Origin of the sequence: Venatoribacter cucullus (assembly GCF_016132445.1) — a bacterium.
Classification (GTDB): domain Bacteria; phylum Pseudomonadota; class Gammaproteobacteria; order Pseudomonadales; family Oceanobacteraceae; genus Venatoribacter; species Venatoribacter cucullus.
Map to the genome: position 1 here is coordinate 1,322,843 of NZ_CP046056.1, position 26,310 is coordinate 1,349,152.

A 26,310-nucleotide genomic window follows, 5' to 3' on the forward strand; every position below is an offset into this window, starting at 1 on the left:
TCATAATGTCAGGGAGTACAGGGTCGAATGTTTGACTCCATGAAACAACAGTCCGAAATTATCCAGGCCAGCGGTCTTGTACCAATGGTGGTGGAGCAGTCAGCCCGTGGCGAACGTGCTTACGACATTTACTCGCGCCTGCTGAAAGAGCGTGTCATTTTTCTGGTTGGCCCGGTGGAAGACCACATGGCGAACCTGGTGGTAGCCCAGTTGCTGTTCCTGGAATCCGAAAATCCGGATAAAGACATCCACCTGTACATCAACTCACCTGGTGGTTCGGTGTCTGCCGGTTTGTCGATTTACGACACCATGCAGTTTATTAAACCGGACGTCAGCACCATGGTGATTGGTCAGGCCTGCAGCATGGGTGCTTTCCTGCTGGCGGCAGGTGCCAAGGGCAAGCGTTACAGTGTGCCGAACTCGCGTATTATGATTCACCAGCCCAGCGGCGGTGCGCAGGGTCAGGCAACGGATATTCAGATTCATGCCCGTAATATCCAGGACACCAAAGAGCGTCTTAACCGAATTTTGTCGCACCATACCGGTCAGAGCATTGAGCAGGTTACCGCCGATACCGAGCGCGATAACTTTATGGACCCGGAAGCTGCATTGGCTTACGGCCTGATCGACAAGGTTCTGGTTAACCGCGGTTGATGTACCCGGCCTGCGCTGCAGGCCTGAATTTTTACGACGGCAGGCCCGCGGGCCTGTCACTGATAATGAGGCAGTCGAATGTCCGACGATACAAAAGGCAAGAGCGACGATAACGGCAAACTGCTGTACTGCTCGTTCTGCGGTAAAAGTCAGCACGAAGTACGCAAGCTGATTGCCGGGCCATCGGTGTTCATCTGTGATGAATGTGTCGATCTGTGTAACGACATTATTCGCGAAGAAGTACAGGAAGCCGACAACAAAGGCTCGGGCGATAAGCTGCCGACGCCGCAGGAAATTAAAACCACCCTCGACGAGTACGTTATTGGCCAGGATAAAGCCAAGGTTGTGCTGGCGGTGGCGGTGTACAACCACTACAAGCGTCTGCAGAGCAGTGGCGGTAAGAAGGACGATGTCGAGCTGGCGAAAAGTAACATTCTGCTGATCGGCCCGACCGGTAGTGGCAAAACTTTGCTGGCCGAAACTCTGGCGCGCCTGTTGAATGTGCCTTTTACCATTGCCGATGCCACCACCCTGACCGAAGCCGGTTATGTGGGTGAAGACGTTGAAAATATCATTCAGAAACTGCTGCAGAAGTGCGATTACGATGTGGAAAAAGCCCAGCGTGGCATTGTTTACATCGACGAAATTGACAAGATTTCACGCAAGTCTGATAACCCGTCCATTACCCGCGACGTATCGGGTGAAGGCGTGCAGCAGGCGTTGCTGAAACTGATTGAAGGCACCGTCGCTTCGGTACCGCCGCAAGGTGGCCGTAAGCATCCGCAGCAGGAGTTTTTGCAGGTTGATACCAGCAATATTCTGTTTATCTGTGGTGGTGCCTTTGCCGGGCTGGACAACATTATCCGTGACCGTTCCGAGAAGAGCAGCATTGGTTTTGCCGCGACCGTAAAAGGTAAACAAGAGCAGAAAGCCATTGGTGATCTGCTGCGCGAAGTGGAACCGGCGGATCTGGTGAAATTCGGTCTGATTCCGGAGTTTATTGGTCGTCTGCCGATGATCGCTACCCTGGAAGAGCTGGATAAGCCGGCGCTGGTGCGTATTCTGACCGAGCCGCGCAACTCGCTGGTGCGTCAGTACCAGAAGCTGTTTGAAATGGAGCAGGTGGAACTGGAATTCCGCGAAGCAGCGTTGGACGCAGTGGCCACGCTGGCCATGGAGCGTAAAACCGGTGCCCGTGGTTTGCGTTCCATTCTGGAAGGTGCGCTGCTGGATACCATGTACCGCATTCCGTCCGAACAGCATGTTGCCAAAGTGGTGATTGAAGAAGGGGTTATTACCGGTGATACCGAACCTCTGATCATTTACGAAAATGCCGATCTGGATAAGGTTTCTCCGGATAATGCCTGAGCATTAATGGCGGAGTAAGCCGGTAAGTGTCGGTAAAAAGGGGCCTGTGGCCCCTTTTTCTTGCGCGTTTTCTGAGTTTTTTTGAATTATTAATTGGTTTTCTTCTGCTTTTTTGACGTTTTTTCAGCGTTTTTTCAATACGATGGGGCGGCTGACAGGTAAATCTTTTTCACTGCCTTGTAATTCTTGCTTCGCGCCCTTACTTCCTGACATATTGGCGTCAGACACGCAGTGACCAGGTATTTTATTCATGACACACGAAATTCTTCCCTTATTACCCCTGCGCGATGTAGTGGTTTTTCCGGCCATGGTCATCCCGCTGTTTGTGGGTCGGGAAAAGTCTATTCAGGCACTCGAAGAGGCCATGGCGCAGGACAAGCGCATTATGTTGGTGGCCCAGAAAGACGCCGCCGATGACGAGCCAGGCATGGACGGCATGCACAGCATCGGCACCGTTGCCAATGTATTGCAGTTGCTGAAGTTGCCCGATGGCACCGTGAAGGTGCTGGTCGAAGGTGACCAACGCGCCCGGCTGGATGAGCTGCTGGACGAAAATGAGCTGTTCCGCGGGGCTATCAGCCCGGTCGAGGTTGAGGAACCAACCGAGCGTGAAAACGAAGTGCTGGTGCGTTCGTTAACCGGCCATTTTGAACAATACGTACAGCTGTCGAAAAAAGTACCGACTGAGGTGCTGTCGACCATTTCCGGCATTGAAGATGCCTCTCGTCTGGCGGACACCATTGCCGCGCATATTTCCCTGAAGCTGGATGAAAAACAGCAGGTGCTGGAAATGATTGACCCGCGTGACCGGGTTGAGCACCTGATGGAGCTGATGGAATCCGAGATTGATCTGCTGAAAGTGGAAAAACGCATCCGTGGCCGGGTGAAAAAGCAGATGGAAAAAAGCCAGCGCGAGTACTACCTGAACGAACAGATGAAAGCCATTCAGAAAGAACTGGGCGATCTGGAAGACGGTAGTAACGAGTTTGATGAGCTGAACCACAAGATTGAACAGTCGGGCATGACCAAAGACGCCCGCGAAAAAGCCAATGCCGAGCTGAAAAAACTGCGCATGATGTCGCCGATGTCGGCAGAAGCCTCCGTGGTGCGCGGTTATCTGGATTGGCTGGTGAATCTGCCGTGGAAAAAACGCAGCCGCGTGAATCACGATCTGGTCAACGCCAAAGAGATTCTGGATGCCGACCACTTTGGTCTGGACGAAGTGAAAGAACGTATTCTGGAATACCTGGCGGTGCAGAACCGGGTTAAGAAAGTGAAAGGCGCCGTGCTGTGCCTGGTTGGTCCGCCGGGCGTGGGTAAAACCTCGCTGGGGCAGTCTGTTGCCCGGGCCACCAACCGTAAGTTTGTGCGTATGGCCTTGGGTGGTGTGCGTGATGAGGCGGAAATTCGTGGTCATCGCCGCACCTATATTGGTTCTATGCCGGGCAAACTGGTGCAGAAAATGTCGAAAGTGGGGGTTAAGAACCCGCTGTTCCTGCTCGATGAAATCGACAAAATGGGCATGGATCACCGTGGCGACCCCGCTTCTGCCTTGCTGGAAGTGCTGGACCCGGAGCAGAACTCCACCTTTGCCGACCATTATCTGGAGGTCGACTACGACCTGTCGGATGTGATGTTCGTCTGTACCGCCAACAGCATGGATATTCCCGGCCCGCTGCTGGACCGGATGGAAGTTATCCGTATTCCGGGTTACACCGAAGACGAAAAAGTCAGCATTGCCCGTCGTTATCTGCTGCCCAAACAGGTTAAGCAGAATGGCCTGCATGAGCGCGAGCTGGAAATCAGTGATGAGCACCTGCGCACCATTATCCGCCTGTACACCCGCGAAGCCGGTGTGCGGGGGCTGGAACGGCAGATGGCCAAGCTGTGTCGCCGGGTGGTGAAAGCCAATATGCTGGAAAGTAACCAGAAAACCCGGGTTATTGATGCCGGACTGATTGAAGAATACCTGGGCGTACCGAAGTTCCGATACGGCCTGGCCGGCGCAGAAAACCAGATTGGCCAGGTGACCGGTCTGGCCTGGACCTCGGTGGGTGGTGAATTGCTCACCCTGGAAGCCGCTGCAACACCCGGTAAGGGCCGCATTATAAAAACCGGCTCGCTGGGTGATGTGATGCAGGAATCCATTCAGGCAGCCTTTACCGTGGTGCGCAGCCGCGCCGTCGGTATGGGCGTGGCAGATGATTATTTCGAGAAGCACGATCTGCACGTGCACGTGCCGGAAGGGGCGACGCCGAAAGATGGCCCCAGCGCCGGTATCGGCATGGTAACGGCTCTGGCCTCGGTGTTAACCGGCATTCCGGTGCGCGCGGAGGTGGCGATGACCGGTGAAATTACCCTGCGCGGTAAGGTACTGGCCATTGGTGGTCTGAAAGAGAAGCTGCTGGCCGCCCATCGCGGTGGCATCAAAACCGTAATTATTCCGAAAGAGAACGAGAAAGACCTGCGTGAGATCCCGGCCAACATCATCGCTGACCTGAATGTGGTGGCCGTTGACTGGATCGACGAGGTACTGGACCTGGCGCTGGAAAGCCAGCCGCAACCGATTGTTGGTGAAATAATCAGCAAAGATGAGAACGGATCGAAAAAAGAAGAGGCTGGAAGGCCGAGTACGCATTAAGGCGGCTTGACGCTGCAGGGGGCGCTTGGTATAAATCGACGCTCAAATTTTTCCTGTAGCGATCACCCAGTCGCATAACAAGAATTCACAATTGCGCACAGAATAAAGGGGATTAGTGTGAACAAAACTGAATTGATTGATGCCATTGCCGCTCAGGCGGACATTCCTAAAGCGGCTGCTGGTCGTGCACTGGACGCCATGATCGACAGCATTGGCACTGCACTGAAAAGCGGTGATCAGGTTGCTCTGGTTGGTTTCGGTACTTTCCTGGTGAAAGAACGTGCTGCCCGTACCGGCCGTAACCCGCAGACTGGCGCTCCGATCGAAATCAAAGCCGCCAAGGTTCCTGGTTTCAAAGCTGGCAAAGCGCTGAAAGACGCTGTCAACTAAGTGATTAATGACCGGCAAGCAACCTTTAGTTCCGGGTTGCACTGTCGGGACGCAGGGCCTGGTCCCGGCCGGTCAGCCAGATAAAAAAGCGCATCCCGGATGCGCTTTTTTTATATTGGCGCTATCAATAATAATGAGTGGCGTGCAGTCACAGTTGGAGGAAGCATGTTACAGACGATGCGTGATAATGCGCAGGGGATGATTGCCAAGATCATTGTTGGTTTCATTATTGTCGTCTTTGCCTTATGGGGTGTGGAAAGTATCGTCAGCATTGGCTCTGGTACTTCTGCGACAGCCTCTGTAAACGGTGAAGATATTACCGAAGAAGATATTGTTCGTACGGTTGAGCAGCAGAAAGCGAATCTGCGCCGCCAGTTTGGTGATCAGTACGATGAAAATCTGTTTAACGAACAGTTCCTGCGCCAGTCGGCACTGGAGCAACTGATCGAGCAGAAAATTGCCCTGGTTCAGGCACAGGAACTGGGCCTGCGCGCATCACCGCGTTCCGTGGATGAAACCATCGTTACCATTCCGGCATTTCAGCTGGACGGCCGCTTTAACCGCGAGCAGTTCCAGAATGTGCTGCGTATTAACGGCATGACCCCGCTGATGTTCCGCGCCAGCCTGGCCGAAGACATCATCACCAATCAGGCGCGTGCGGCCTTTATTCTGAGCAGCCTGGAAACACCGTTTTCAGCCCGTTTAAGCGAAGCCCTGAACCAGGAAGAGCGTACTTTCCGCTTTACTGAAATCAATGCCCGGGCGCTGGAAGCGGAAGTGAATCTGAGCGAAGAAGAGATTCAGGCTGCCTATGAAGCCGACCGCGACCGTTATATGGCACCGGAACAGGCCAGCATCCGCTATGTGCAGCTGCGTCGTGACCGCCTGGTAGCCAGCCAGACTGTGTCTGAAGACGAGTTGCAGCAGGCCTACGATGAATATCTGTCCCGTGAAGCCGTTCGTGAGCAGCGTCAGGCCAGCCATATTCTGCTGGAAACCGCTGACCGCAGCCGTGATGAAGCGCTGGAACTGGCGGTTGATCTGCGCGCCCGTCTGGCCGCCGGTGAATCCTTTGCGGATCTGGCCAAAGAATACTCAGATGACTTTGCTACCCGCGATCAGGGTGGTGACTTGGGTCTGAGTGCCCGTGGTGCCTACGCGGATGCCTTTGATGCGGCGCTGTTTGAACTGGCCGAGGGTGAGATTTCAGCCCCGGTGGAAACTGAGTACGGTGTGCATCTGATTCAGGCGGTTAAGGTGGTGAAAGCGCCGGCCAAGTCACTGGCTGAGATGCGCAGCACCCTGGAAGATGAAATCCGTCAGGTAAAAGCTGAGCCGCTGTTCGCGGAACAGCTGCAGGAGCTGTCTAATCTGGCGTTTTCCGCCGAGTCGCTGGCCGATGTTGCCAATGCTCTGGGGCTGACCGTTGAGCAAAGTGCGGTATTTACCCGGGAACAGGGTGATGGCATTACCAGTAATACCGATGTGCGCCAGATGGCCTTCAGTGACAGCGTGTTGCTGGATAAAGAAATCAGTGCCGTGGTAGAGCTGAATGACAGCGCTCTGGTGATGGCGATTGCCTCTCATCAGGAAGCCGTGGTACGGCCGCTGGATGAAGTACGCGGCCAGGTGGTTGGTGCATTGCGTCGTGAGCGGGCACTGGAAATGGCGCGCAGCCGTGCCGAAGCCATTGTTGCCGGTACTGAAACCAGCAGTGACTGGAAAACCATTACCACCACCTTCGCTCAGCCTTCTGCTGCGCCACGTCAGGCTCAGCAGCGTGCTTTTGGCTTGCAGCCGGGTAAAACCGATATGGTCAGCTCAGCCGGTGGTTTTGCCGTGGTAACGCTGGACAGCATCAACAGCAAAAACTGGCAGGATGTGGCCGTTACTGAAGAGCTGACCGAAGCCGGTCGGGCGCAGAACAGCCGCGCGGATATGCTCAGTTATCAAACCTGGGCCCGTTCGGTCAGTGATATTGAAAACTGAGGTGCTGGCACCAGGGTTTTCAACCCATTAAAAAAGGGCCTGCGGGCCCTTTTTTAATGCTCTGTATCCTGCTTACTTGTCGTTCGGATCTTCCATCTCATCCACGCTCATGGCGCAGGAGTTAAAGCCGGCGTCGACGTAGATGTTCTGTGCAGTAATACCGGAGGCCATATCCGAGCACAGGAAAGCGGCTGTGTTACCCACTTCGTCAATGGTGATATTGCGGCCCAGCGGGGCGCGTTCGGCGTTTTTCTTCAGCATCCGGCGGAAGCTTTTGATACCGGCGGCGGCCAGGGTTTTGATCGGGCCGGCGGAAATGGCGTTCACGCGGATATTGTCTTTACCCAGGCTGCCGGCCATATAGCGTACGGCGGCTTCCAGAGCGGCTTTGGCCAGCCCCATCACGTTATAGTTGGGCAGGGTCTGGGTAGAGCCGTGGTAGGTGAGGGTGAGCATGGCGCCATTACGGCCCTGCATCAGCGGGCGTGCACCTTTGGCCAGTGCCACGAAGCTGTAGGCGCTGATGTCATGCGCAATGCGGAAGCCTTCCCGGGTGGTGACGCTCAGGTAGTCACCATCCAGTTCATGGCCCGGGGCAAAACCGACGGAGTGAATCAGGATATCCAGATGGCCCCAGCGTTTTTCCAGTTCGGTAAACACGGCGGCAATCTCTTCATCCGAGGCAACATCGCAGGGCAGACAGATATCAGAGCCCCATTCCGCGGCCATTTTTTCTACCCGCTCTTTCAGTTTGTCGCCCTGATAGGTAAAGGCCAGTTCCGCCCCTTCGCGGTGGAACGCATCGGCAATACCGTAGGCAATGGAGTGTTTGCTGGCCACGCCAACAATAAGTGCTTTTTTACCGGTTAACATTCCCATGATTAATCCTTGCTTGGCTGAATGGGTAAGGATAGCCCGGAAACCGTGGTTTCCGGTGCCAGTATGTGTCGGGTTGGTGTTTCACGGGTACTGCGCTGCGGGTTGGCCAGCACCTCCGTGCGTTGTTTGCGGTCAATGCTGAACAGGCCGCCGCTGACGGCATCGAAGGGATCAAATAAATCCCCCAGCCAGGGCAGCAGCGGGTTTTCCGGCAGATGCAGCCAGGGCCAGTGCAGGGTGTAGCGAACCGCGGGCGTCTGGCTGATGTGCAGCAGGCCTTGTTGCTGCAGGGCCGGCAGGTGGATGTCGCCGGGCCACTCTTGCAGCCAGTCGGCCAGCTGGGCCTCCAGCTGAGCCGGACTTAAGGGCCGCAAAAAGCGCAATTCAGCCAGGCTGAAGCGACCACTGCGGATGCGCTGCAGCAACACCTCAGCGTTAAGCTGCTGCGTGTGGATAGCGGCCGGCAGCCCGGCCGGCTGTCCGGGGGTATGAGTCAGCAGGGGTGGATATTCCGTTGCCGGAGCGGCGCCATTAAGCAGGCGCAGGCGTTGCTGTTTATCGGCGCTGAACGCCGGGTTCAGCAGCAGGATACGGCTGATAGCGTTGTGCTGCTGGTGCTGTTCTGTCAGCACCAGCCGTTGTTGCTGGTGCAGGCTCTGCAAGCCCGGTTGTTGCAGCAGGTCGTGACTGACCGGGAGCAGATCCAGTTCAGCCCGCTGCAGGTGCTCCAGCAGCTTTGCGGTGTCAGGAACGCTGAGCAGGGTGACGCGGGTAACATTAAAACGTCCCTGAAAATAACGCTCACTGGTGCCCCACCAGTTTTTCAGGCGCTCAAAGACCAGGCTGTGTGCATGTTTGATACGGCTTAACCGGTAGGGGCCGGTTACCGGTTCTGGCTGCCAGTTAACGTCCTGTGGCCATTGTTGCTGCGCATAAAAATGCGCGGCCAGTGGGCGCAGGGCGGCTATTTCTTCCACGGCCTGCTGAAAGGGTGGGTGCAGATGCAGGGCGACCTGATGGTCGTTAAAAAATTCAGCCCGCTGGATTCGCTGCTGTAAACGCTGGCGCTGCCAGTCAGCACCGTGTGCGGGATCGGTCAGAAAGCTGAGAGTAAAGGCAATATCACGGTTGGTAACCGGTTGACCATCCGACCAGCGGGCTGCCGGGTTGATTTGCAGGTACAGAATGCGGTGCCTTTCATCGGCAGCCCAGTGGCTGGCCAACATGGGCAGCCAGCTCTGGTCACGCGGATGGCGTGCCAGTAACGGCAGGTGCAGAGATTCCAGTATCGGGCTGCTGGTATGTGGAGTGTCCGGGCCGAAACGGCGTAAATGAGGCGGGAATTCCGGCAGGTACAGGTTCAGGTAGCCGCCCGGGTCTGCGGCGGCCGCCCAGGTCGGGCTGTTGCTGTTGGTTTGCCAGCGCACATCGGGCTGAATACCCACGCTGTGCCAGAGGGTGGGAATGGCCAGAGCGGGCTGAATGGACAGTGTCAGCAGCAACAGAAGCGGATGCAGAAGGTTCTTCATACCGGCATCTTAATCTGAGCGTTTGAGTGTGCCAATTCCTCATTCAGCCACATATTGTGTCTTAAATTTCACAACCGGCCTTAGCGCGTTACATCAACGTACAGGGTCAGCAGTTGGCCCGGTTGCAGGTATTTGTTTTTTACCTGGGCCTGATTCCAGCGTTTAACGTCGGAAACACGCACGTTGTAACGCTGGGAAATCCGCGCCAGTGAATCGCCTGAGCGTACCCGGTACTGAATTTTACGGATGACTTCACGCTGGGCCGGACTGGCGCTGTTTTTCTGGCTCCAGATCACCAGCTGCTGACCGGGGCGCAGCGGATCACGCGGGGCCATGCCATTCCAGCGGGCCAGGGCGGCAACCTGGACATCGTGGGCGCGGGCGATATCCCACAGGGTGTCACCGGAACGAACCTGATAACTGATGCGGCTGGTATTGGCCGGCTGGCGCTGGCTGACCAGGCGATTCAGACGTTGCTGCTGACTGTGGGAGTAGGTTTCCGGTGAGCGGAACGCCACCGGAATCAGCAGCTGTTCACCGGCACGGATAATATTGCCGCGGATATTGTTGGTGTCTTTCAGCGCATCCGGTGTGGTGTTGAACTGACGGGCGATGGTAATCAGGCTGTCGCCGGATTTCACGGCATAGCGCTGCCATTTGATGCGGGCGGAATCGGGCAGGGCGGCCAGCCGTTCGCTGAAGACATCCAGCTGAGCCACCGGAATCAGAATTTCATGCGGGCCGGCTGGTCGTGTAGCCCAGCGGTTATAGCTGGGATTCAGCCGGTAAATTTCTTCCAGTGAGGTATCGGCCAGTTCAGCGACCTGGGCCAGATCAATCTGGCCGCCGGTATTGGCGACGGCGAAGTACGGCTCGTCCGGTACCGGCAGCAATGTGACATTGTAGCGCTCCGGGTCCCGGATCAGTTTGGCCAGGGCAATCAGTTTAGGGACGTAATCGCGGGTTTCGCGGGGCAGATCAAGCGACCAGAAATCGGTCGGCAGGCCCCGCTCGCGGTTGCGGCGCATGGCCCGGCGTACGGTGCCGGCGCCGGAATTGTACGACGCCAGAGCCAGCATCCAGTCACCGTTAAATTCCCGTTGCAGGGCATCCAGATAAGTCAGGGCTGCTTCGGTGGAAGCGCGGATATCGCGCCGGCCGTCATGCCACCAGTCCTGTTGCAGACCAAAATCACGGCCGGTGGCCGGAATAAACTGCCACACCCCGGAGGCGCGGCCATGGGAATAGGCAAAAGGCTCGAAGGCGCTTTCCACAATGGGCAGTAAGGCCAGTTCACCGGGTACGCCGCGGGCTTCAATTTGTTCAGCAATAAAATGCAGATACCGCACACCGCGCTCGGCGACACGGTCAAGGTAATTCTGATGGGACTTATACCAGTTCAGTTGCGAGTCGATGCGTGGGTTGCTGCTGTTCAGATCCAGCTTGTAAGAAGCGATAATGCGCTGCCAGATATCCTCGTAAGCGGCCTGCGGCTGAGCTTCAGGTTGCCAGTCGTCAAGCAGAGTCAGGCTGTTTTCGGTACGGCGCTGTTCCTCGGCATGAGTATCGGGGCCGGGAATGCTGCTGCAGGCGCTCAGAAAAGCCAGCGGTGCTGCCGACAGGAGGAATAAAGTGATAACCTTCATAAAAATACTGCGTCGTCTGAATGTACAGGCAGTCTAATTAGGCTGGCCATCGCGGGCAAGTTAAGAGGTGTTATGTCGGTCACGGTCAGCCGCATCAAACCGGAAGAATTTCAGCGTTGGTTACAGCAACCGGCCACGCAGCGCTTATTGGCGTTGCAGGCCGGCTGGCTGCGTGACCGGGTGGCTGGGCTGCACGGCTGCCATTTGCTGTACTGCGGAATCGATCCGCAGCCGCGGTTTTTGCAGCGCGCCCGCATCCGTCACAGCTTCCGCCTGGGCTTACCCTGGTCGGCCGGCTGTGCCGAGGTTGATGCGCGTATTCAGGATGATGCCTGGCCTTTGCCTGATGAAAGTGTGGATGTGGTCATTCTGCAACACAGCCTGGACCTGAGCCGGCGGCCGCATCAGCTGATCCGCGAAGCGGTGCGCTGTCTGGTACCGGAAGGCTATTTGCTGATTACGGGGTTTAACCCCTACAGCCCCTGGGGGGCCTGGCGCTGGCTGCGTAATTTTTCCACCCGCCTGCCCTGGGTCAGTCGTCCGGTGGCGCCGGCCCGGTTGCAGGATTGGCTGACCTTGCTGGATTTGCGGCTGGAAGAGCAGTTTCCCTGTGCGCACTGGTGGCCGCTGAGCGCAGGCTCTGAGCAATTAAGCCGCCGTGTTGACCGGGTGCTGGCCGGCAGTCAGCTGTTGCCGGCGGCCTGTTATCTGATGGTGGCGCGTAAGACCGTGGCCGGGGTAACCCCCATTCGTCCGCGGCGCTGGTATTTTTCTGAACATCCTTTTGCTATGCCGGTGCCTGCTGCCTCCCGTTCAGCCACCGGCACGACCCGGGACATAACATGACGGTGCATTTGTTTACAGACGGAGCCTGCAAAGGCAACCCCGGCCCGGGCGGCTGGGGGGTATTAATGCGTTACGGCGCCCATGAAAAAGAATTGTGGGGCGGCGAAGGCCATACCACCAATAACCGCATGGAGCTAATGGCCGCCATTGAAGGCCTGAAGGCATTAACCCGCCCTTGCGAAGTGGTATTGACCACCGATTCCCAGTACGTGAAACAGGGTATTAACAGCTGGCTGGCCGGTTGGAAACGTAATGGTTGGCGCACGGCGGATAAAAAGCCGGTTAAAAATCAGGATTTATGGCAACAGCTGGATGAACAATGCCAGCGTCATCAGGTCGAATGGCACTGGGTAAAAGGGCATGCTGGCCACGCTGAAAATGAACGGGCTGATATTCTGGCCAACCGCGGTGCAGCAGAGGTAAGTGCATGAGACAGGTGGTATTGGATACTGAGACAACCGGTATCGGCGAAGGACACCGCATTATTGAAATTGGTTGCGTTGAGGTTATTGAACGTAAGCTGACCGGCCGCCAATACCATGTGTATATCGATCCGCAGCGCGATATTGATCCGGAAGCGGCCAATGTACACGGCATTACCAATGAGTGGCTGCAGGAACGCAACGCGCCGGTATTCGCCCGCGTTGCCGATGAGTTCCGCGAGTTTATTCAGGGTGCCGAACTGGTTATTCACAATGCGCCGTTCGATATCGGCATGATGGATGCGGAATTCCGCCGTCTGAATCTGAGCCTTACCCGTGAATTCTGCGGGGTGCTGGATACGCTGCTGCTGGCGCGGGAGATGCACCCCGGCGCCCGTAACAGTCTGGATGCGTTATGTAAGCGTTACGATGTTGACAATAGTCAGCGTGAGCTGCACGGTGCATTACTGGATGCGCAGATTCTGGCCGAAGTGTATCTGATGATGACCGGTGGCCAGACTGCGCTGGCGTTGCCGGATGAAGAGCAGGCTGAAGAAATTGTTGAAGTGGATCTTGGTGATCTGGATCTCAGTACGCTGGAATTGCGTGTGGTAAAAGCCAGTGCCGATGAGCTGGCCGCCCATGAAAAAATGCTCGACCTGCTGGATAAAAAAAGCGGTCAGGCGGTGTGGCGGCGCTGAAATGTCTTAAAAAGGGGAATGACTGACCGGGTCTGCCGGGCGGGCAATTAAAACGCTTCGCCCTTTGCCTTGTTAGTCGTTAGAATGAATTTCATCATAACAATGAATATTGCTGGACATGGCTGAATTATCTACAGGAAGTGAAACCTCTCAGTTTGCAGTGTCACTGCGACTGGTGAAAAACGAACTCGCCAATGCTCTGGACCAGGCTGCTACCCAGCTTGATGCCTACGCAGAACAGGGGAATGCCGAGCATTTGCGCGCCTTTCTGGAAGAGGTTCAGCAAATTCGTGGCACCTTTAAAATGCTGGATTTCCGGGCCGGTGAACGTCTGTGTGAAGAACTGGCGGAAACCGGGCGGGTGGTGCGCAATCAGGAAGTGACCGAATCGTCCCTGGGGGCGTTTACCCAGGCCATCGTATTCCTGAAGCGCTACGTCGATTTTGCCGTTAACGGCGAAGCCGTGGCCCCCAGTCTGCTGATTCCGACCATTAATCTGGTGCGGCGTGAACGCCGCGAAAAACCGCTGCCGGAAGCCTACTTCTTTCTGGTAAATCTGCGTCCGAAACTGGCGGCGCCACATGCTACCGGCAGCCTGCAGAATTTTCCATTCCGGCGCGCCCGCCAGCTGTACCAGCTGGGGCTGATTGGTCTTATCCGTGGTAATGGCCGGCGTGGTCCGGTGCAGGTTATGTTGCGGGCGGTGCGTCGCTTTGAACAGGCCAGCCGTGGCGGTGCCTCCTGGTCGTTCTGGAACGTGGTGGCCGGAGCGCTGGAAGCCTTGTCGCAGGATAACTTCGATATGACCCCGCAGCGCTTGTCGCTGCTGGGCGCACTCGACCGGCAGGTGCGTCGTATTCAGGACACCGAAGGTCGCTCTTTCAGTGAAAAAATCCCCGACTGGCTGCTGAAAGAATTTCTCTATCTGGTGGCACTGGCCGAACCGGAAACTCCCCATCTGCAAGCGTTGCACAGCCTTTATCATATTGGTCAGGAAGTGCGTGAAAAGCAGCTGGCCCTCACCCGTGGCCGCCTCAGCGGGCCGGATCAATCGGCGCTGAATTCACTGGCTGAAGCCCTGCAAGAAGAGCTGCAATCCGTAAAAGATCTGATCGATTTGTTTGAGCGTACGGACATCAGTGAACAGAATTTTGATGAACTGCTGGTATCGCTGAACCGTATTGCCGACACTCTGCAGATCGCCAACCTGGCGGATGCCGCTGCACGCACCCGCAGTCTGGAACAGCGCCTGCAACAAAGCGGGGCGCAGGGATTGCAGCGTGAACTGACTTATACCGCTGACGAAATTATCCACATTGAACAAGCCATGCGGGCGCTGACCCAGCACGGCCTCGACAGCGCGGCGCTGGTTGACCCGGTCAGCCTGAATGAAGCACGCATCGCGGTATTGTCAGAGTCTATGACGGCTTTGACCATGATTAAGCGGGCAATGGGATCCTATCTGGATTCCAATAACGATAAGCTGCATATCCGCAACGTTGGCAAGAGCCTGATTGATGTGGCCGGTGCCATGATGTTTCTGGAAAAAGAACCCGTGTATCAGATGCTGCTGCAGCTGGAGCAATTTATCCGTAAACAGGTGCTGGATACGGATATTCAGCCGCCGGCGGGGCGTATGGAAGCCTTTGCTGATGCCATTTCGGCCATTGAATACTACCTCGATTCCCTGAATGGCCAGTCGGCCGGCGCGGAAGAGGCCGTTCAGCTGGCTGCTGACAGCATTCGCCAATTGCGGGGTTGATATGCTGCAGATGAGTCTTTCAGCCACGCTGGTGCTGCTGCTGATCGTGGCAGTGGTGGTGATTGTGCTGCTGTGGTGGCGTCGTGGCTGGTTTATCCAATGGCTGAAAGGCACTGCGGGTATGCTGATGCTGGTGCTGGCCATTGTGCTGGCATTTTCACTGGCGGATTTGTGGAGTTACCGGCAGTTGCTGGAAGAAAAGCCGCTGGCCACCGTCAGTGTTTATGAACTGGGTCCACAGGAATACGACATTACGCTGGCGACCGGTGAAGGCAGCGAAGAGCGTTACAAAATACTGGGCGATCAGTGGCAGCTGGATGTGCGGCTAATGGTGTGGAAAGGCCCGTTCCTGAGTGCAGGTACCATGCCGCTGTACCGTCTTGATCGCCTGTCGGGGCGTTACTTGTCACTGGAACAGGAGCGCAACGCCGGCCGTACGGTGTACGCTTTGCAGGAGTCGCGCTGGTTTGATGTCTGGGATTGGCTGCATGGCCGTTCCTGGTGGCTGGAGGCGCAGTCAGGCAGCGCCGTGTATATGCCTCTGGCAAACGGGGCGGTGTTCAGTGTGCATCTGACGCCCAAAGGATTACTGGCCCGCCCGCTGAATGATGTGGCTGAACAGGTGCTGGAACGCCCCTGGTAAGTAATGTTGAATTTGACTCACTGGCTCTGAAGGATTATTTGCGTTGAGTAACCCACCTGCTGATAAGCGTTATCTGGTTTACCTGGCCTCCAATGCCAGTGGTCTGGATGTTGAACGCTATGAAGTGCAGCGGCTGATGGCCCGGCATGGCATGGTCAATGTTGGCTTGGCCTGCCGCGAGGATGCCGGCCCCTATGACTGGAATCTGGTGCGCAGCCAGATCGAAAGCGCTGATTTATTTATTTTGCTGCTGGGTGATGACTACGGCCCGATGGCGCCGACTGGTATCAGCTTTCTGCATCGTGAGTTTGTGCACGCCAAATCACTGAATAAGCCTACGCTGGCCTTTATCAAAAACAGTCTGCCTGAAAAAAATCATACCGAAGCGCAACGACGCCTGCTCGGGCTGCATCGTATTGTGGCGCAGCAATCCCCTTATAAACTCTGGCATCTGCGCGAAGAGCTGTTGTCACAGGTCCGGGCGGCATTATCCAGCAATCTACTGACCATTGGTCCGGGCTGGATTCCGGCTCAGTGCAGTGTTGCGCCGCCACCGGCAGTGGCAGTTCCTGCAGCCACAGAAGAACCCATGACTCCACGTCAGCGTCAGTCCCGCAGTCGTCAGATGCTCAATCTGCAGGTGACGGCCAAGGTGTACCAGGGCGGTAATTTGTCGCTGGAAGAAGTGCTGCTGCCGGCGCGGCTGGATAAATTGTTGAATCCGTTGCAGGGCTTGTTGCAGAAAGGTGCCAGTGAAGATCGTTTGCGCAGTCAGCTGGAAGGGCTGATTTCGCCCACGGTGCGTACGCAGCTGCTGGAGCGTAAGCCGAATGCTCATGCGGTGGATGATATCCGCATCAGTCGTACGCAGTTTCAGCAGATGTTACAAAACTGGAAAGTGCTGGGGTTAATCCGCAGCAATGGCGAAGCAGGCCGGGCAGTATGGCAGGCAACCGGTAACGTGATCGAATAACCGCATTCACAAAAGAAGTGGCAACCGGCTCAGACCGGCGTGCCAAAGCGCTCCAGCAAATGATGGCGCTGCTGCCATTCGTCCTTCATGCTGTCGCAGACGGTGTTGCAAACATCAAAAATAAACGTGGCACCGATGCTGAAATAAGCCATGTTGCCATCCTGACGCCGCTTCACCAGACCATGTGAACGCAGGGTAGACAGGTGTTTGGAGACATTGGGCTGAGAGGCGCCAGTCGCTGTTACCAGTTCGGTAACCGATTTCTCGCCATCCTGCAGCTGATGCAGAATTTTCAACCGCATAGGGTCCGACAACAGCCGGAAACGCTGGGCAATCAATTCAAGCATTTCTTCAGACATATTTTCCCGCATCGCTTACCTCCGCAAACTGGGTATTTTAAATCAAGCGGGCGCGCCGGAATATAACTATGTGCTTATTCAGATGAATAATTCGCTATATGCTTATAACTAAAAATAAGCATAAAGTCGTAGAGGCTGCTACTGACTCCGGGGCAGGGTTCATGCAATGGCGGCTGACAAAGAGTATACTCAGGCGGTTTTTAACCGGAGGTATCATGCGTCTGCCGCTTCTGTTGGGACTGATTCTGTCGTTACTGGCCTGTACACCGGCGCCGCAACCTGTGGTGCGTATCAGTGGCCCGACCATGGGCACCAGTTACCATATTGCCTGGGCTGGCAGTGAGCATGACCGCGAGACACTGCAGCAGCAGGTCGATGCCCGCCTGGTCGCCATCAACCGCAGTATGTCGACCTATGATCCGGAGTCCGAATTATCCCGCCTGAATCGTGGTCTGTTACCCACCGGAGCCGATGGCTGGGTCCGTCTTTCGGCCGATCTGACGGAGGTTCTGGCGCTGGCGCTGCAGGTGTGGCGTGACAGTGGCGGTGCTTTCGATGTCACCATCGGTCCGCTGGTCAATGCCTGGGGTTTTGGTCCGCAAGCCCGTCCAGAGCATATCCCGGATGCCGGTTTTATCCGCACAACCCTGGCGGCCATCGGCAGTGACGCCATTCGCCTGGATGCCAGGCAACAACGTCTGCAGCTGCAAAAACCCCTGTATATCGATTTGTCGGCCATTGCCAAAGGCTGGGCGGTCGATGAAATTGCGGCCATCCTGGAACAGCATGGCATCAGTGGTTATATGGTCGAAATTGGTGGTGAAATCCGTACGGCAGGCAGTAAGCCGGACGGACAGCCCTGGCGCATTGCCATTGAGCGTCCGCCGTTGCAGGACGACGGCCGGGAAGTTGCGTTGGTGATTACCCCTGCCAATACCGGTCTGGCAACCTCGGGTAATTACCGCAATTATTTTGAAGAAGAGGGTGTGCGTTACTCGCATACCATTGATCCGGCCAGCGGTTATCCGGTACAGCACAACCTGGCTTCGGTGTCGGTGCTGCATGAGTCAACGGCGCTGGCGGATGCCTGGGCCACGGCTTTCAGTGTGCTGGGGGCCGAGCGTTCCCTGCAGCTGGCTGAGCAGCACCGTCTGGCTGTCTTTCTGTTAACCAAAGAACCGGCAGGCTTTGTGCAGCGCACATCCAGCCGGTTTAACGCACTCTTTCCGCCCGTTGCGGAAGTACAGGAGAACTGATGAATACTCTGATTATCGTATTTGTGTTTATGTTGCTGGTGGTGGCTGCCATGGGCATCGGTATTCTGATGGGCCGTAAGCCGATCAGTGGTTCCTGCGGCGGCATGAGCGCTATTGGCATGGATGGCGCCTGTGATGTCTGCGGCGGCGACCGTAATAAATGCAAAGAAGAAAATGAAAAAGCGGCGGCAGGTTCTGCCGGTGCCGATTTTTATGATGCTACTAAGCGCTAATCGGCACTCTGATTTAACGGCCTACAATACAGTTGTCTGTTTTTATATACACGAATAATACCGATGGAATGATGGAGTAACACGCATGGCTGACTATCACTACGATGTCGTTGTAATTGGCGCCGGCCCGGCCGGTGAAGGGGCTGCGATGAACGCAGCCAAAAAAGGCAAGAAAGTAGCGGTAGTGGAAGACAAACCACTGCTGGGTGGCAACTGCACCCACTGGGGTACCATTCCGTCCAAGGCGTTGCGCCATGCGGTTAAGCAGATTATTCAGTTCAATACCAACCCGATGTTCCGGGATATCGGGGAGCCGCGCTGGTTTTCATTTCCCCGTGTGCTGCAGAACGCCGAGCGTGTCATTGCCAAGCAGGTAAAACTGCGCACTGAGTTTTACGGCCGTAACCGTATTAACGTGTACCAGGGTACGGCGAAGTTTGCTGATAACCACACCATCGATATTTTCAACGGTAATTCCAGCAATATCCGTCTGCACGCCCGGGAAATTGTGGTAGCGACCGGCTCCAGCCCGTGGCGTCCGGACAACATCGACTTTACTCATCCGCGTATTTACGACTCGGATACCATTCTGAAACTCAGCCACACGCCACGTACCATTATTATTTATGGTGCCGGTGTTATTGGTTGTGAGTACGCCTCTATTTTTTCCGGTCTGGGCGTTAAAGTTGACCTGATTCACCCCGGTGACCGTTTGCTGAATTTCCTCGATGACGAAATTTCAGATGCCCTCAGTTATCACCTGCGTGATAAAGGCGCATTAATCCGCCATAACGAGCAGTTTGATTCCGTGGAAGGTAACGACCGCTACGTCACCATGGTGATGGCATCGGGCAAAAAAGTGAAAGCGGATGCCTTTTTATGGGCGGCAGGACGCAGCGGCAATACCGCGCATCTGGCGCTGGAAAATATTGGCCTGAAACCGAACAGCCGTGGTCAGATTGAAGTGGATCACGAGTACCGTACCGCGGTAGAAAATGTGTATGCGGTTGGTGATGTTATCGGCTGGCCGTCGCTGGCGTCCGCTGCTTATGATCAGGGCCGGGCGGCCGCCGCCATTATTGCGGCACCGGAAGATTTCCGTCATGTGGATTCTGTGCCGACCGGTATTTATACCATTCCGGAAATTTCGTCCGTGGGTAAAACCGAACGTCAGTTAACGGAAGAAAAAATACCCTATGAAGTGGGGCAGGCATTTTTCAAAAATATTGCCCGCGCACAGATTACCGCTGAAGGGGTGGGCATGCTGAAAATCCTGTTCCACCGTCAGACGCTGGAGATTCTGGGTATTCACTGTTTTGGTGACCAGGCTGCCGAAATTGTGCACATTGGTCAGGCGATTATGGAGCAGAAAGGCGAAGGTAATTCACTGCGTTATTTTGTGAATACCACCTTTAACTACCCGACCATGGCCGAAGCCTACCGGGTGGCGGCACTGAATGGTCTGAACCGCTTGTAATTACGGCCTGTTGCAGTGCATAAAAAACCCGGCTTGCCGGGTTTTTTATTGTCTTTGCGCGCATTATTTTACGGTAATGATTTACCGGTACAGATGAATACGCAGACTGGGCAGAAACACCTCGCTGGCGATTTTCTGGTCGCTGCGCTCACGGCGGGTACGGCCCGGTGGCGGCAGTAAATCAATTTCATTAAAGGCTGGCAGACCGGCGCCGGTGTCGACAATAAACAGTGGCAGTGGCACGTTCATGGCTTTGCGTGGTTGCGGTGCGTCGTCAGCAAATACCATATTGGCGCGCACCACCGGTGCCAGCGTCTGAATCTGTGCCAGAGGGGTATGAGCCGCCAACTGGTGCAGTTTCTGTAATTGCACCTGAATATGGGGTTTGTCTTCGCCCAGCGCCAGCAGCGCCTGTTCGGCCTGCGCCACACTGAGCTTGCGGATGCTGCGGCCGTTCACATACCAACTGAAGCCGACTTTTACCGGCCGGTGTTCCAGTAGCGGCAAATGACGGTAGCACTGGCGCAGATGCACCCGGCTTAAACCGGCAAAATGCAGTGATTCGCGCAGGCCATCGGGCTGACCGAGGCGGCCGTATTCTTCCCGCCATTCCACCTCGCTGAGTTCCGCACGGGCTTTCAGTACCGCCTGTTTAAAGGCATCTTTGCACTGGTTGATGCGCCGGACATGTTCGGCAATGTCGGCAGTAATCATCACCAGTCCATGACGGCTGCGGGTTTCGCGGCCGTCCTGGCCATCTTCATACCAGAGGTCGGTAATTAACCCGGTAAGCACGGTCAGGCTGTCGCTGATCAGCTGTTCCTGCGCACTCAGCGGCAGCCAATGCGCTGGCCGCTGACGCAGCAGCTCCAGTTGCAGCTGCGAAAGTTCATCGGCAAGGCGGGCAAACGCCTCGTGCAGTTCGCGGATCATGGCTGCTGGTCCGGATTTTTTACACTTAATTTGGCGCGGATAAATTCGCTGTGCGGAATATGCAGCAGGTCACTGATACGGCGGATCATGTGTTCTTCGTAATGGTCCAGATGGGCATCACTGTATGCCACCTGCCATAAGCCCTGTAGCAGGCGGAATTTCTCCTCAGCCTGCCAGTGGCGGTTGATGACGTCGGTAAACTGGAATAAATCACTGGCGCCATGACTGTGCTGCAGGGCTTCCTGCATCAGCTCGGCGGTTTCCTGTTCGTTCAGATGAAACAGGCTGCGTAATGTCTGCTGGAGGCTGGCTTGCTCCTGCGCGTTCAGCTGGTGGTCGGCACGCATAATTTCCGTCAGCAGGGCGGCGCAGGCGAGGTCCAGTGTATGGCGGTCCGGCCGGGCCGCCGGTTGCGCAAAGAGCTGCAGCAGACGGGCGATCACAGCAAGGCCTGCAGGCGCTGTTCCAGCAGGCGCTGGTCGGCGGCAAAGCGGCGGATGCCATCGGCCAGTTTTTCGGTGGCCATGGCATCTTCATTCATATCCCAGCGGAAGCGTTGTTCGTTCACACTGAAGCGCTCAATGGCGCTGCTGCTGTGTGGCTGCAGTCGGCGCGGCAGTTCACCGGCGGTGCTTTCCAGCTCAGCCAGTAATTCCGGGCTGATGGTCAGCTTATCGCAGCCGGCCAGTGCTTCAATTTCACCACGGTTACGGAAGCTGGCGCCCATCACCACGGTCTGATAATCATGGGTTTTGTAGTGCTGGTAAATCTGGCTGACCGACTGTACACCCGGATCATTGTCGCCGCTGAAGTCTGCTGAGGGTTGCTGGGCTTTATGCCAGTCAAGAATACGGCCAACAAAGGGCGAAATCAGGGTGGCACCGGCTTCGGCGCAGGCCACTGCCTGGGTGAAGTTGAACAGCAGGGTCAGGTTGCAATGAATGCCTTCCTGCTCCAGCTGACGGGCAGCCTGAATGCCTTCCCAGGTGGAGGCGATTTTAATCAGAATGCGGTCACGCTGGATGCCTTCGGCCTCGTACAGGGCGATCAGTTTGCGCGCTTTGGCCAGGGTTGCTTCGGTGTTGTAAGACAGGCGGGCATCCACTTCGGTGGAAATCAGGCCTGGAATCACCTGCAGAATTTCGCAGCCGATGCTTACCGCCAGTTTATCGGCCGCGTTATCCACCAGGCTGTCGCTGTTACCGGCCTGTTGCGCCCAGTGCACGGCCTGCTGCAACAGCGGCTGATAAGCGGGCAGCTGAGCGGCTTTCAGAATTAATGAGGGGTTGGTGGTGGCATCCTGCGGGCGCAGGCGGCGGATGGCTTCCAGGTCGCCGGTATCGGCAACCACCACCGTCATGGAGCGTAAGGCATCCAGTTTGTTCATATCAGATCCGTTTGTATAAACCGCAGGGGCGGAGAGATTGTAATTGGCCACCTTGGCGGCCGGATGCTGCCTAGAGTGTCGCAAGCGGTGGCTCAGGTCAATCCGCGCAAAGGTTGAAAACTGAGGCAAGACAACGGCTTAAGCGCACAAGATAAGACGCGGCCTGAACGGTCAGGCCGGTACAGTAAGGCGGCTCAGTGCTTGTTCCAGCACGTCAGTACAGGCACCCTTGCGGGTGGCATGTTCGCTCAGATGGCGGCGGAACTGGCGGGCACCGGGCAGGCCGTTGAATAAGCCCAGGGTGTGGCGGGTAATATGGTGCAGGGTCGCGCCCTGGCTGAGCTGTTGCTCAATGTAGGGAAGCAGCGCGCGGAGGGCGTCTATCCGGTCGGTTACCGGGTTGGCCGCGGCGTTGAAGTAGCGCTGGTCGGCCTCGGCCAGAATCCAGGGGTTGTGGTAAGTCTCACGGCCCAGCATCACACCATCGAGATGCTGCAGATGTTCTGCGCATTGCTCATGGGTGGTGATGCCGCCGTTCAGGATGATTTCCAGCTGCGGAAAATCCCGTTTCAGCTGATACACCAGCTCGTATTTCAGTGGCGGAATCTCACGATTTTCCTTCGGCGATAAGCCCTGCAGAATGGCTTTGCGGGCATGCACAATAAAGGTGGTGCAGCCGCTTTGGGCCACGGTGCCGACAAAATCACACAGCTGGGCGTAGCTGTCCTGATCATCAATACCAATACGATGCTTCACCGTCACATCAATGCTGCAGGCATCGCGCATGGCTTTCAGACAGTCGGCCACCAGCTGCGGATGGGCCATTAAACAGGCGCCAATCATGTTGTTCTGCACCCGGTCGCTGGGGCAGCCGACGTTCAGATTCACTTCGTCGTAGTGCCATTGCTCAGCAAAGCGCGCGCACTCCGCCAGGGCTTTGGGATCGCTGCCGCCCAGTTGCAGGGCGATGGGGTGTTCTTCGTTGCTGTACTGCAGAAAACGCTCGCGCTGACCATGCAGCAGCGCGCCGGTGGTAACCATTTCACTGTACAGCAGCGTGTTCCTGGTTAACTGGCGCCAGAACATCCGGCAGTGGCGGTCAGACCAATCCATCATCGGCGCGGTCGAGAACGTACGGTTAACCGGCATCTCAGGCTTCCCGCTGCTGTTGCAGTAATTCACTGGCTTTCAGGCAGCTGCTGCGTTTGAACAGCAGATGCCAGCGCCGGCCACCGGCCTGACGCCATAAAATAGCGGCGCGGATCCCGGCCAGCAGCAGGGCACGGACACGATTAGCGGTATGGGGATTTTGCAGAAAAGACGGATTGCCGGTGACGTGAATACGGAAACTCAGGTTACTGAGAGTCTGTTTGTACAGATCCGCCAGTGCGGCGATGGTGTTTTCGTGGCTGACACCAAAGTGTTCAGACTGGCGGGCGGCGGTCTGAATGCCGCGTCCCAGCTCGGCCAGCATATCCGGGTTCTGGCGCAGTTTGCGTTCCAGATGCAGCAGGCTTAAGGCGTAGCGGGTAACGTCCGGGCTGATGCCGCGCCCCGGTTGCCCGAAAATGGTCTGCAGGTTGTTTAATCCACCGGCCAGCCGGGTGGATGCATCGCCATAAACATCTTCAAAACGATCGGGCGACTGTATAAACAACGCCTGCAGCAACGGTTCTGCTTCCGCCGCCGGAATATCACCGCTGCGGGCCAGCTGCTCAACCAGGGTGGCCGCCTGAATAACCGCCGCCAGTGCGGTTACCTGTTGCAGGGTTGCGGTATTCACTGCGTTTCTCCCGGTTGGTCGTCATTGCCGGTGTGTTCGATAACACCGCCTCCCAGGCATATATCATCCAGATAAAACACCACGGACTGACCGGGGGTAATGGCGCGTTGCGGCTGGTCAAAGGTAACCCGATAGCCGCCTTCAGGTAGGGCTTCGACCAGACAGGGCTGGTCATCCTGACGGTAACGGACTTTGGCGGTGCAGCGCAGCGGCAACGCCGGCTCGTCGTTGACCCAGAAAATCTGGCTGGCGGTCAGCCACTCTTTAAACAGCAGCGGGTGATTTTTGCCCTGTACGGCAATAAGAATATTGCGCTCCAGATCTTTGCCGGCGACAAACCAGGGGTTATCGGAATAACCGGATAAACCACCAATGCCCAGGCCTTGCCGTTGCCCCAGCGTGTGGTACATCAGGCCCTGATGCTCACCGATAACGTCACCGCTGTCGGTTTCAATTACACCGGGCTGGGCGGGCAGGTATTGCTTGAGGAAGTCACGGAAACGGCGCTCGCCGATAAAGCAAATACCGGTGGAGTCCTTTTTGGTGGCGGTGACCAGCCCTTGCTGTTCGGCGATGCGGCGCACTTCGGGCTTTTCAAGCTCACCGACCGGGAACAGGGTTTGGGCGATTTCGTTGCCACCCACGGCGTGCAGGAAGTAGCTTTGATCTTTGTTCGGATCCAGACCTTTCAGCAGCAGCGTCTGGCCATCGTTATCGCGGCGACGGACATAATGACCGGTGGCGATCAGGTCGGCCCCAAGCACTTTGGCGTATTCGAGGAAGGCTTTGAATTTGATTTCGCGGTTACACAGAATATCCGGGTTGGGCGTACGTCCGGCTTTGTATTCGGCCAGAAAGTATTCAAAGACGTTATCCCAGTATTCGGCCGCAAAGTTAGCCTGATGCAGTTTGATACCGAGCTTGTCGCACACCTGCTGAGCATCGGCCAGATCTTCCTTGGCGGTACAGTATTCCGTGCCGTCGTCTTCGTCCCAGTTCTTCATAAACAGGCCTTCGACCTGATAGCCCTGTTGCATTAACAGATAGGCCGATACGGAAGAATCGACGCCGCCGGACATGCCGACGATGACTTTGGTTTCAGCAGGGGTTTTCATCATGGGTGCTCAACAATAATGTCCAGCGGAAAGCGTTTGCCGGCCATGTAATCTTTAACACAGGTCAGCACCATCGGGCTGCGCAACTGTGTGCTTTGTTCCAGTTCGGTCAGGGTCATCCAGCGCGGGCCAATAATGCCATCATCCAGCGTGGCGTTGGCTATCTGGCGGATGGCACGGGCCTGCAGGCAATAACGGTGGTAGGTAACACCATTGGCCGGGGCGGTGTAGGTGTACAGGCCAACCAGTGCGACCGGTTCGACTTCCCAGCCGGTTTCTTCCAGCGTTTCACGGCGGGCGGCGTCAACAATGCTTTCGTTGGCTTCGATATGCCCGGCCGGCTGATTGAGCACCGGTGTGCTGCCATGAGCGAGTTCTTCGACCATCAGAAAACGGCCGTTGTGTTCAACCACGGTGGCGACGGTAGCATGGGGTGTCCAGCGTTCAGACATGACAGTTCCGGTGTAAGACGAAGGGCGTGAGTTTACCTGAAAGCAGGGCGTTGGCTCAAATTAACGCGACCGGCGGGAATGGCTGTGCCGGCCTTTGGTGTTGGTTTTGGCCGCCGTTTGGCGCGGGCGGCCGGGCAAGGCCTTCGGGCTTGCCGCCGGTATGTGAATTTCCAGCTGGCGATATTCACCCGGTTGCAGATTATCCAGCGTCCAGGGGCCTATCTGTGCCCGCACCAGCCGAAGGGTTGGATGGCCGATATGAGCGGTCATCCGGCGTACCTGCCGGTTACGGCCTTCTTTAATACGGATTTCCAGCCAGCTGGTGATGTCATTGTTGCGTTGACGGATCGGTGGGTTGCGTGGCCACAGACTGGGCTCCGGTTCCAGTCGGCGCACCTGGGCCGGTCGGGTCGGGCCATCATTTAAGGTAATACCGTCGCGCAGTGCCTGCAGAGCCGGCTCGTCCGGAATGCCTTCTACCTGAACCCAGTAGGTTTTTTCCATTTTATGCCGCGGGTCGGCGATCTGGGCTTGTAACCGGCCGTCATCGGTCAGCAGCAGCAATCCTTCTGAGTCATAGTCCAGCCGACCGGCCGGATAGACGCCAGGCAGGTCAATACAGGCCTTTAATGTGCAGCGTCCGGATGAGTCACTAAACTGTGACAAAACGTTAAAAGGTTTATTCAGCAGAATCAGCTTGGCCATGGATTTGGGCTGGATACTCCGGAGGAAAAAAACGGTTTTGTAAGAAAACTACTAATTCTTTTGTCTAGCTTGCTTTTTTTGTAGAAAAACTACAAATTACCGCCGCCAGCTCCAACAAGGGCGGCACCAGAATTGGCGGAGGCAACCTCCGCGCTGTACCGCAAAGC

27 protein-coding genes are annotated in these 26,310 nt (G+C 56.2%); 14 read left to right on the forward strand and 13 right to left on the reverse strand.

The window, feature by feature from the left end; all coding sequences use genetic code 11:
• Nucleotides 1-39: 39 nt before the first annotated feature.
• The gene (gene clpP / locus GJQ55_RS06255; protein ID WP_479266822.1) at nucleotides 40-654 is read left to right on the forward strand and encodes an ATP-dependent Clp endopeptidase proteolytic subunit ClpP; all 615 of its coding nucleotides are present in this window, start codon (nucleotides 40-42) and stop codon (nucleotides 652-654) included.
• A gap of 78 nt (nucleotides 655-732) precedes the next feature.
• The gene (gene clpX, locus GJQ55_RS06260) at nucleotides 733-2,022 is read left to right on the forward strand and encodes an ATP-dependent Clp protease ATP-binding subunit ClpX (RefSeq protein WP_228346648.1); all 1,290 of its coding nucleotides are present in this window, start codon (nucleotides 733-735) and stop codon (nucleotides 2,020-2,022) included.
• Nucleotides 2,023-2,145: 123 nt separating this feature from the next.
• Here clpX and GJQ55_RS13380 read toward each other — a convergent pair whose 3' ends face one another.
• Nucleotides 2,146-2,274, reverse strand: a complete 129-nt coding sequence (locus GJQ55_RS13380) for a hypothetical protein (RefSeq protein ID WP_267874250.1) — start codon at nucleotides 2,272-2,274, stop codon at nucleotides 2,146-2,148.
• Here GJQ55_RS13380 and lon point away from each other — a divergent pair.
• From lon to GJQ55_RS06275, 3 genes are all read left to right on the forward strand, one after another.
• Entirely contained in the window at nucleotides 2,273-4,663 is a 2,391-nt protein-coding gene (gene lon, locus GJQ55_RS06265; protein WP_228346649.1) for an endopeptidase La, read from the forward strand. The two genes, GJQ55_RS13380 and lon, sit on opposite strands and share 2 nt — an antisense overlap.
• A 117-nt stretch (nucleotides 4,664-4,780) precedes the next feature.
• Entirely contained in the window at nucleotides 4,781-5,053 is a 273-nt protein-coding gene (locus tag GJQ55_RS06270) for an HU family DNA-binding protein (protein WP_228346650.1), read from the forward strand.
• A 165-nt stretch (nucleotides 5,054-5,218) separates the two neighbouring features.
• Complete coding sequence (locus GJQ55_RS06275; RefSeq protein WP_228346651.1) at nucleotides 5,219-7,042, forward strand: SurA N-terminal domain-containing protein; 1,824 nt, start codon at nucleotides 5,219-5,221, stop codon at nucleotides 7,040-7,042.
• Nucleotides 7,043-7,114: 72 nt separating this feature from the next.
• Here GJQ55_RS06275 and GJQ55_RS06280 read toward each other — a convergent pair whose 3' ends face one another.
• The 3 genes from GJQ55_RS06280 to GJQ55_RS06290 form a co-directional block, all read right to left on the reverse strand.
• Nucleotides 7,115-7,921 (reverse strand): enoyl-ACP reductase FabI, encoded by an 807-nt coding sequence (locus tag GJQ55_RS06280; protein ID WP_228346652.1) that lies wholly within the window; start codon nucleotides 7,919-7,921, stop codon nucleotides 7,115-7,117.
• A gap of 2 nt (nucleotides 7,922-7,923) precedes the next feature.
• Nucleotides 7,924-9,450 (reverse strand): ABC transporter substrate-binding protein, encoded by a 1,527-nt coding sequence (locus GJQ55_RS06285; protein WP_228346653.1) that lies wholly within the window; start codon nucleotides 9,448-9,450, stop codon nucleotides 7,924-7,926.
• 80 nt (nucleotides 9,451-9,530) lie between these two features.
• Nucleotides 9,531-11,096 (reverse strand): lytic transglycosylase, encoded by a 1,566-nt coding sequence (locus tag GJQ55_RS06290; RefSeq protein ID WP_228346654.1) that lies wholly within the window; start codon nucleotides 11,094-11,096, stop codon nucleotides 9,531-9,533.
• A gap of 72 nt (nucleotides 11,097-11,168) precedes the next feature.
• Here GJQ55_RS06290 and GJQ55_RS06295 point away from each other — a divergent pair, with 72 nt between their 5' ends.
• The 6 genes from GJQ55_RS06295 to GJQ55_RS06320 all read left to right on the forward strand — a co-directional run bounded on the left by GJQ55_RS06295 (nucleotide 11,169) and on the right by GJQ55_RS06320 (nucleotide 16,443).
• The gene (locus GJQ55_RS06295; RefSeq protein WP_228346655.1) at nucleotides 11,169-11,942 is read left to right on the forward strand and encodes a class I SAM-dependent methyltransferase; all 774 of its coding nucleotides are present in this window, start codon (nucleotides 11,169-11,171) and stop codon (nucleotides 11,940-11,942) included.
• Nucleotides 11,939-12,373, forward strand: a complete 435-nt coding sequence (rnhA, locus tag GJQ55_RS06300) for a ribonuclease HI (protein ID WP_228346656.1) — start codon at nucleotides 11,939-11,941, stop codon at nucleotides 12,371-12,373. The genes GJQ55_RS06295 and rnhA overlap by 4 nt, the downstream gene beginning before the upstream one ends.
• Entirely contained in the window at nucleotides 12,370-13,065 is a 696-nt protein-coding gene (dnaQ, locus tag GJQ55_RS06305; RefSeq protein ID WP_228346657.1) for a DNA polymerase III subunit epsilon, read from the forward strand. Before rnhA ends, dnaQ begins: the two co-directional genes overlap by 4 nt.
• Before the next feature lie 118 nt (nucleotides 13,066-13,183).
• Entirely contained in the window at nucleotides 13,184-14,827 is a 1,644-nt protein-coding gene (locus GJQ55_RS06310) for a FimL-related protein (RefSeq protein WP_228346658.1), read from the forward strand.
• A gap of 1 nt (nucleotide 14,828) precedes the next feature.
• A complete protein-coding gene (locus GJQ55_RS06315) occupies nucleotides 14,829-15,470 on the forward strand; it encodes a multidrug transporter (protein ID WP_228346659.1) in 642 nt (213 codons plus the stop codon).
• Between the two features lie 43 nt (nucleotides 15,471-15,513).
• Nucleotides 15,514-16,443, forward strand: coding sequence for a DUF4062 domain-containing protein (locus tag GJQ55_RS06320; protein ID WP_228346660.1), 930 nt, complete (start codon nucleotides 15,514-15,516; stop codon nucleotides 16,441-16,443).
• Between the two features lie 29 nt (nucleotides 16,444-16,472).
• Here GJQ55_RS06320 and GJQ55_RS06325 read toward each other — a convergent pair whose 3' ends face one another.
• Nucleotides 16,473-16,802: an ArsR/SmtB family transcription factor gene (locus GJQ55_RS06325; RefSeq protein ID WP_228346661.1), complete on the reverse strand. Its 330-nt coding sequence runs from the start codon at nucleotides 16,800-16,802 to the stop codon at nucleotides 16,473-16,475.
• 215 nt (nucleotides 16,803-17,017) lie between these two features.
• Here GJQ55_RS06325 and GJQ55_RS06330 point away from each other — a divergent pair, with 215 nt between their 5' ends.
• From GJQ55_RS06330 to sthA, 3 genes are all read left to right on the forward strand, one after another.
• Nucleotides 17,018-18,058 (forward strand): FAD:protein FMN transferase, encoded by a 1,041-nt coding sequence (locus GJQ55_RS06330; RefSeq protein ID WP_228346662.1) that lies wholly within the window; start codon nucleotides 17,018-17,020, stop codon nucleotides 18,056-18,058.
• On the forward strand, nucleotides 18,058-18,291 hold the full coding sequence (gene nqrM / locus GJQ55_RS06335; protein WP_228346663.1) for a (Na+)-NQR maturation NqrM: 234 nt from the start codon (nucleotides 18,058-18,060) through the stop codon (nucleotides 18,289-18,291). The genes GJQ55_RS06330 and nqrM overlap by 1 nt, the downstream gene beginning before the upstream one ends.
• Before the next feature lie 85 nt (nucleotides 18,292-18,376).
• Nucleotides 18,377-19,768, forward strand: coding sequence for a Si-specific NAD(P)(+) transhydrogenase (gene sthA / locus GJQ55_RS06340; protein ID WP_228346664.1), 1,392 nt, complete (start codon nucleotides 18,377-18,379; stop codon nucleotides 19,766-19,768).
• A gap of 81 nt (nucleotides 19,769-19,849) precedes the next feature.
• Here the strand turns inward: sthA and GJQ55_RS06345 are convergent, their stop codons facing one another.
• From GJQ55_RS06345 to GJQ55_RS06380, 8 genes are all read right to left on the reverse strand, one after another.
• The gene (locus GJQ55_RS06345) at nucleotides 19,850-20,701 is read right to left on the reverse strand and encodes a DNA replication terminus site-binding protein (RefSeq protein ID WP_228346665.1); all 852 of its coding nucleotides are present in this window, start codon (nucleotides 20,699-20,701) and stop codon (nucleotides 19,850-19,852) included.
• Nucleotides 20,698-21,144: a tellurite resistance TerB family protein gene (locus tag GJQ55_RS06350; RefSeq protein WP_228346666.1), complete on the reverse strand. Its 447-nt coding sequence runs from the start codon at nucleotides 21,142-21,144 to the stop codon at nucleotides 20,698-20,700. The genes GJQ55_RS06345 and GJQ55_RS06350 overlap by 4 nt, the downstream gene beginning before the upstream one ends.
• On the reverse strand, nucleotides 21,141-22,088 hold the full coding sequence (gene tal, locus GJQ55_RS06355; RefSeq protein WP_228346667.1) for a transaldolase: 948 nt from the start codon (nucleotides 22,086-22,088) through the stop codon (nucleotides 21,141-21,143). Before tal ends, GJQ55_RS06350 begins: the two co-directional genes overlap by 4 nt.
• Before the next feature lie 171 nt (nucleotides 22,089-22,259).
• Nucleotides 22,260-23,237 (reverse strand): tRNA dihydrouridine(20/20a) synthase DusA, encoded by a 978-nt coding sequence (gene dusA / locus GJQ55_RS06360; RefSeq protein WP_228346668.1) that lies wholly within the window; start codon nucleotides 23,235-23,237, stop codon nucleotides 22,260-22,262.
• Between the two features lies 1 nt (nucleotide 23,238).
• Nucleotides 23,239-23,871, reverse strand: a complete 633-nt coding sequence (gene hflD / locus GJQ55_RS06365) for a high frequency lysogenization protein HflD (RefSeq protein ID WP_228346669.1) — start codon at nucleotides 23,869-23,871, stop codon at nucleotides 23,239-23,241.
• On the reverse strand, nucleotides 23,868-24,986 hold the full coding sequence (mnmA, locus tag GJQ55_RS06370; RefSeq protein ID WP_420907160.1) for a tRNA 2-thiouridine(34) synthase MnmA: 1,119 nt from the start codon (nucleotides 24,984-24,986) through the stop codon (nucleotides 23,868-23,870). The genes hflD and mnmA overlap by 4 nt, the downstream gene beginning before the upstream one ends.
• Nucleotides 24,986-25,438: an NUDIX hydrolase gene (locus GJQ55_RS06375; RefSeq protein WP_228346671.1), complete on the reverse strand. Its 453-nt coding sequence runs from the start codon at nucleotides 25,436-25,438 to the stop codon at nucleotides 24,986-24,988. The genes mnmA and GJQ55_RS06375 overlap by 1 nt, the downstream gene beginning before the upstream one ends.
• Before the next feature lie 60 nt (nucleotides 25,439-25,498).
• Nucleotides 25,499-26,143 carry a pseudouridine synthase gene (locus GJQ55_RS06380; protein ID WP_228346672.1) on the reverse strand — a complete coding sequence of 215 codons (645 nt, stop codon included), beginning with the start codon at nucleotides 26,141-26,143 and terminating at the stop codon, nucleotides 25,499-25,501.
• Between the last annotated feature and the right edge of the window lie 167 nt (nucleotides 26,144-26,310).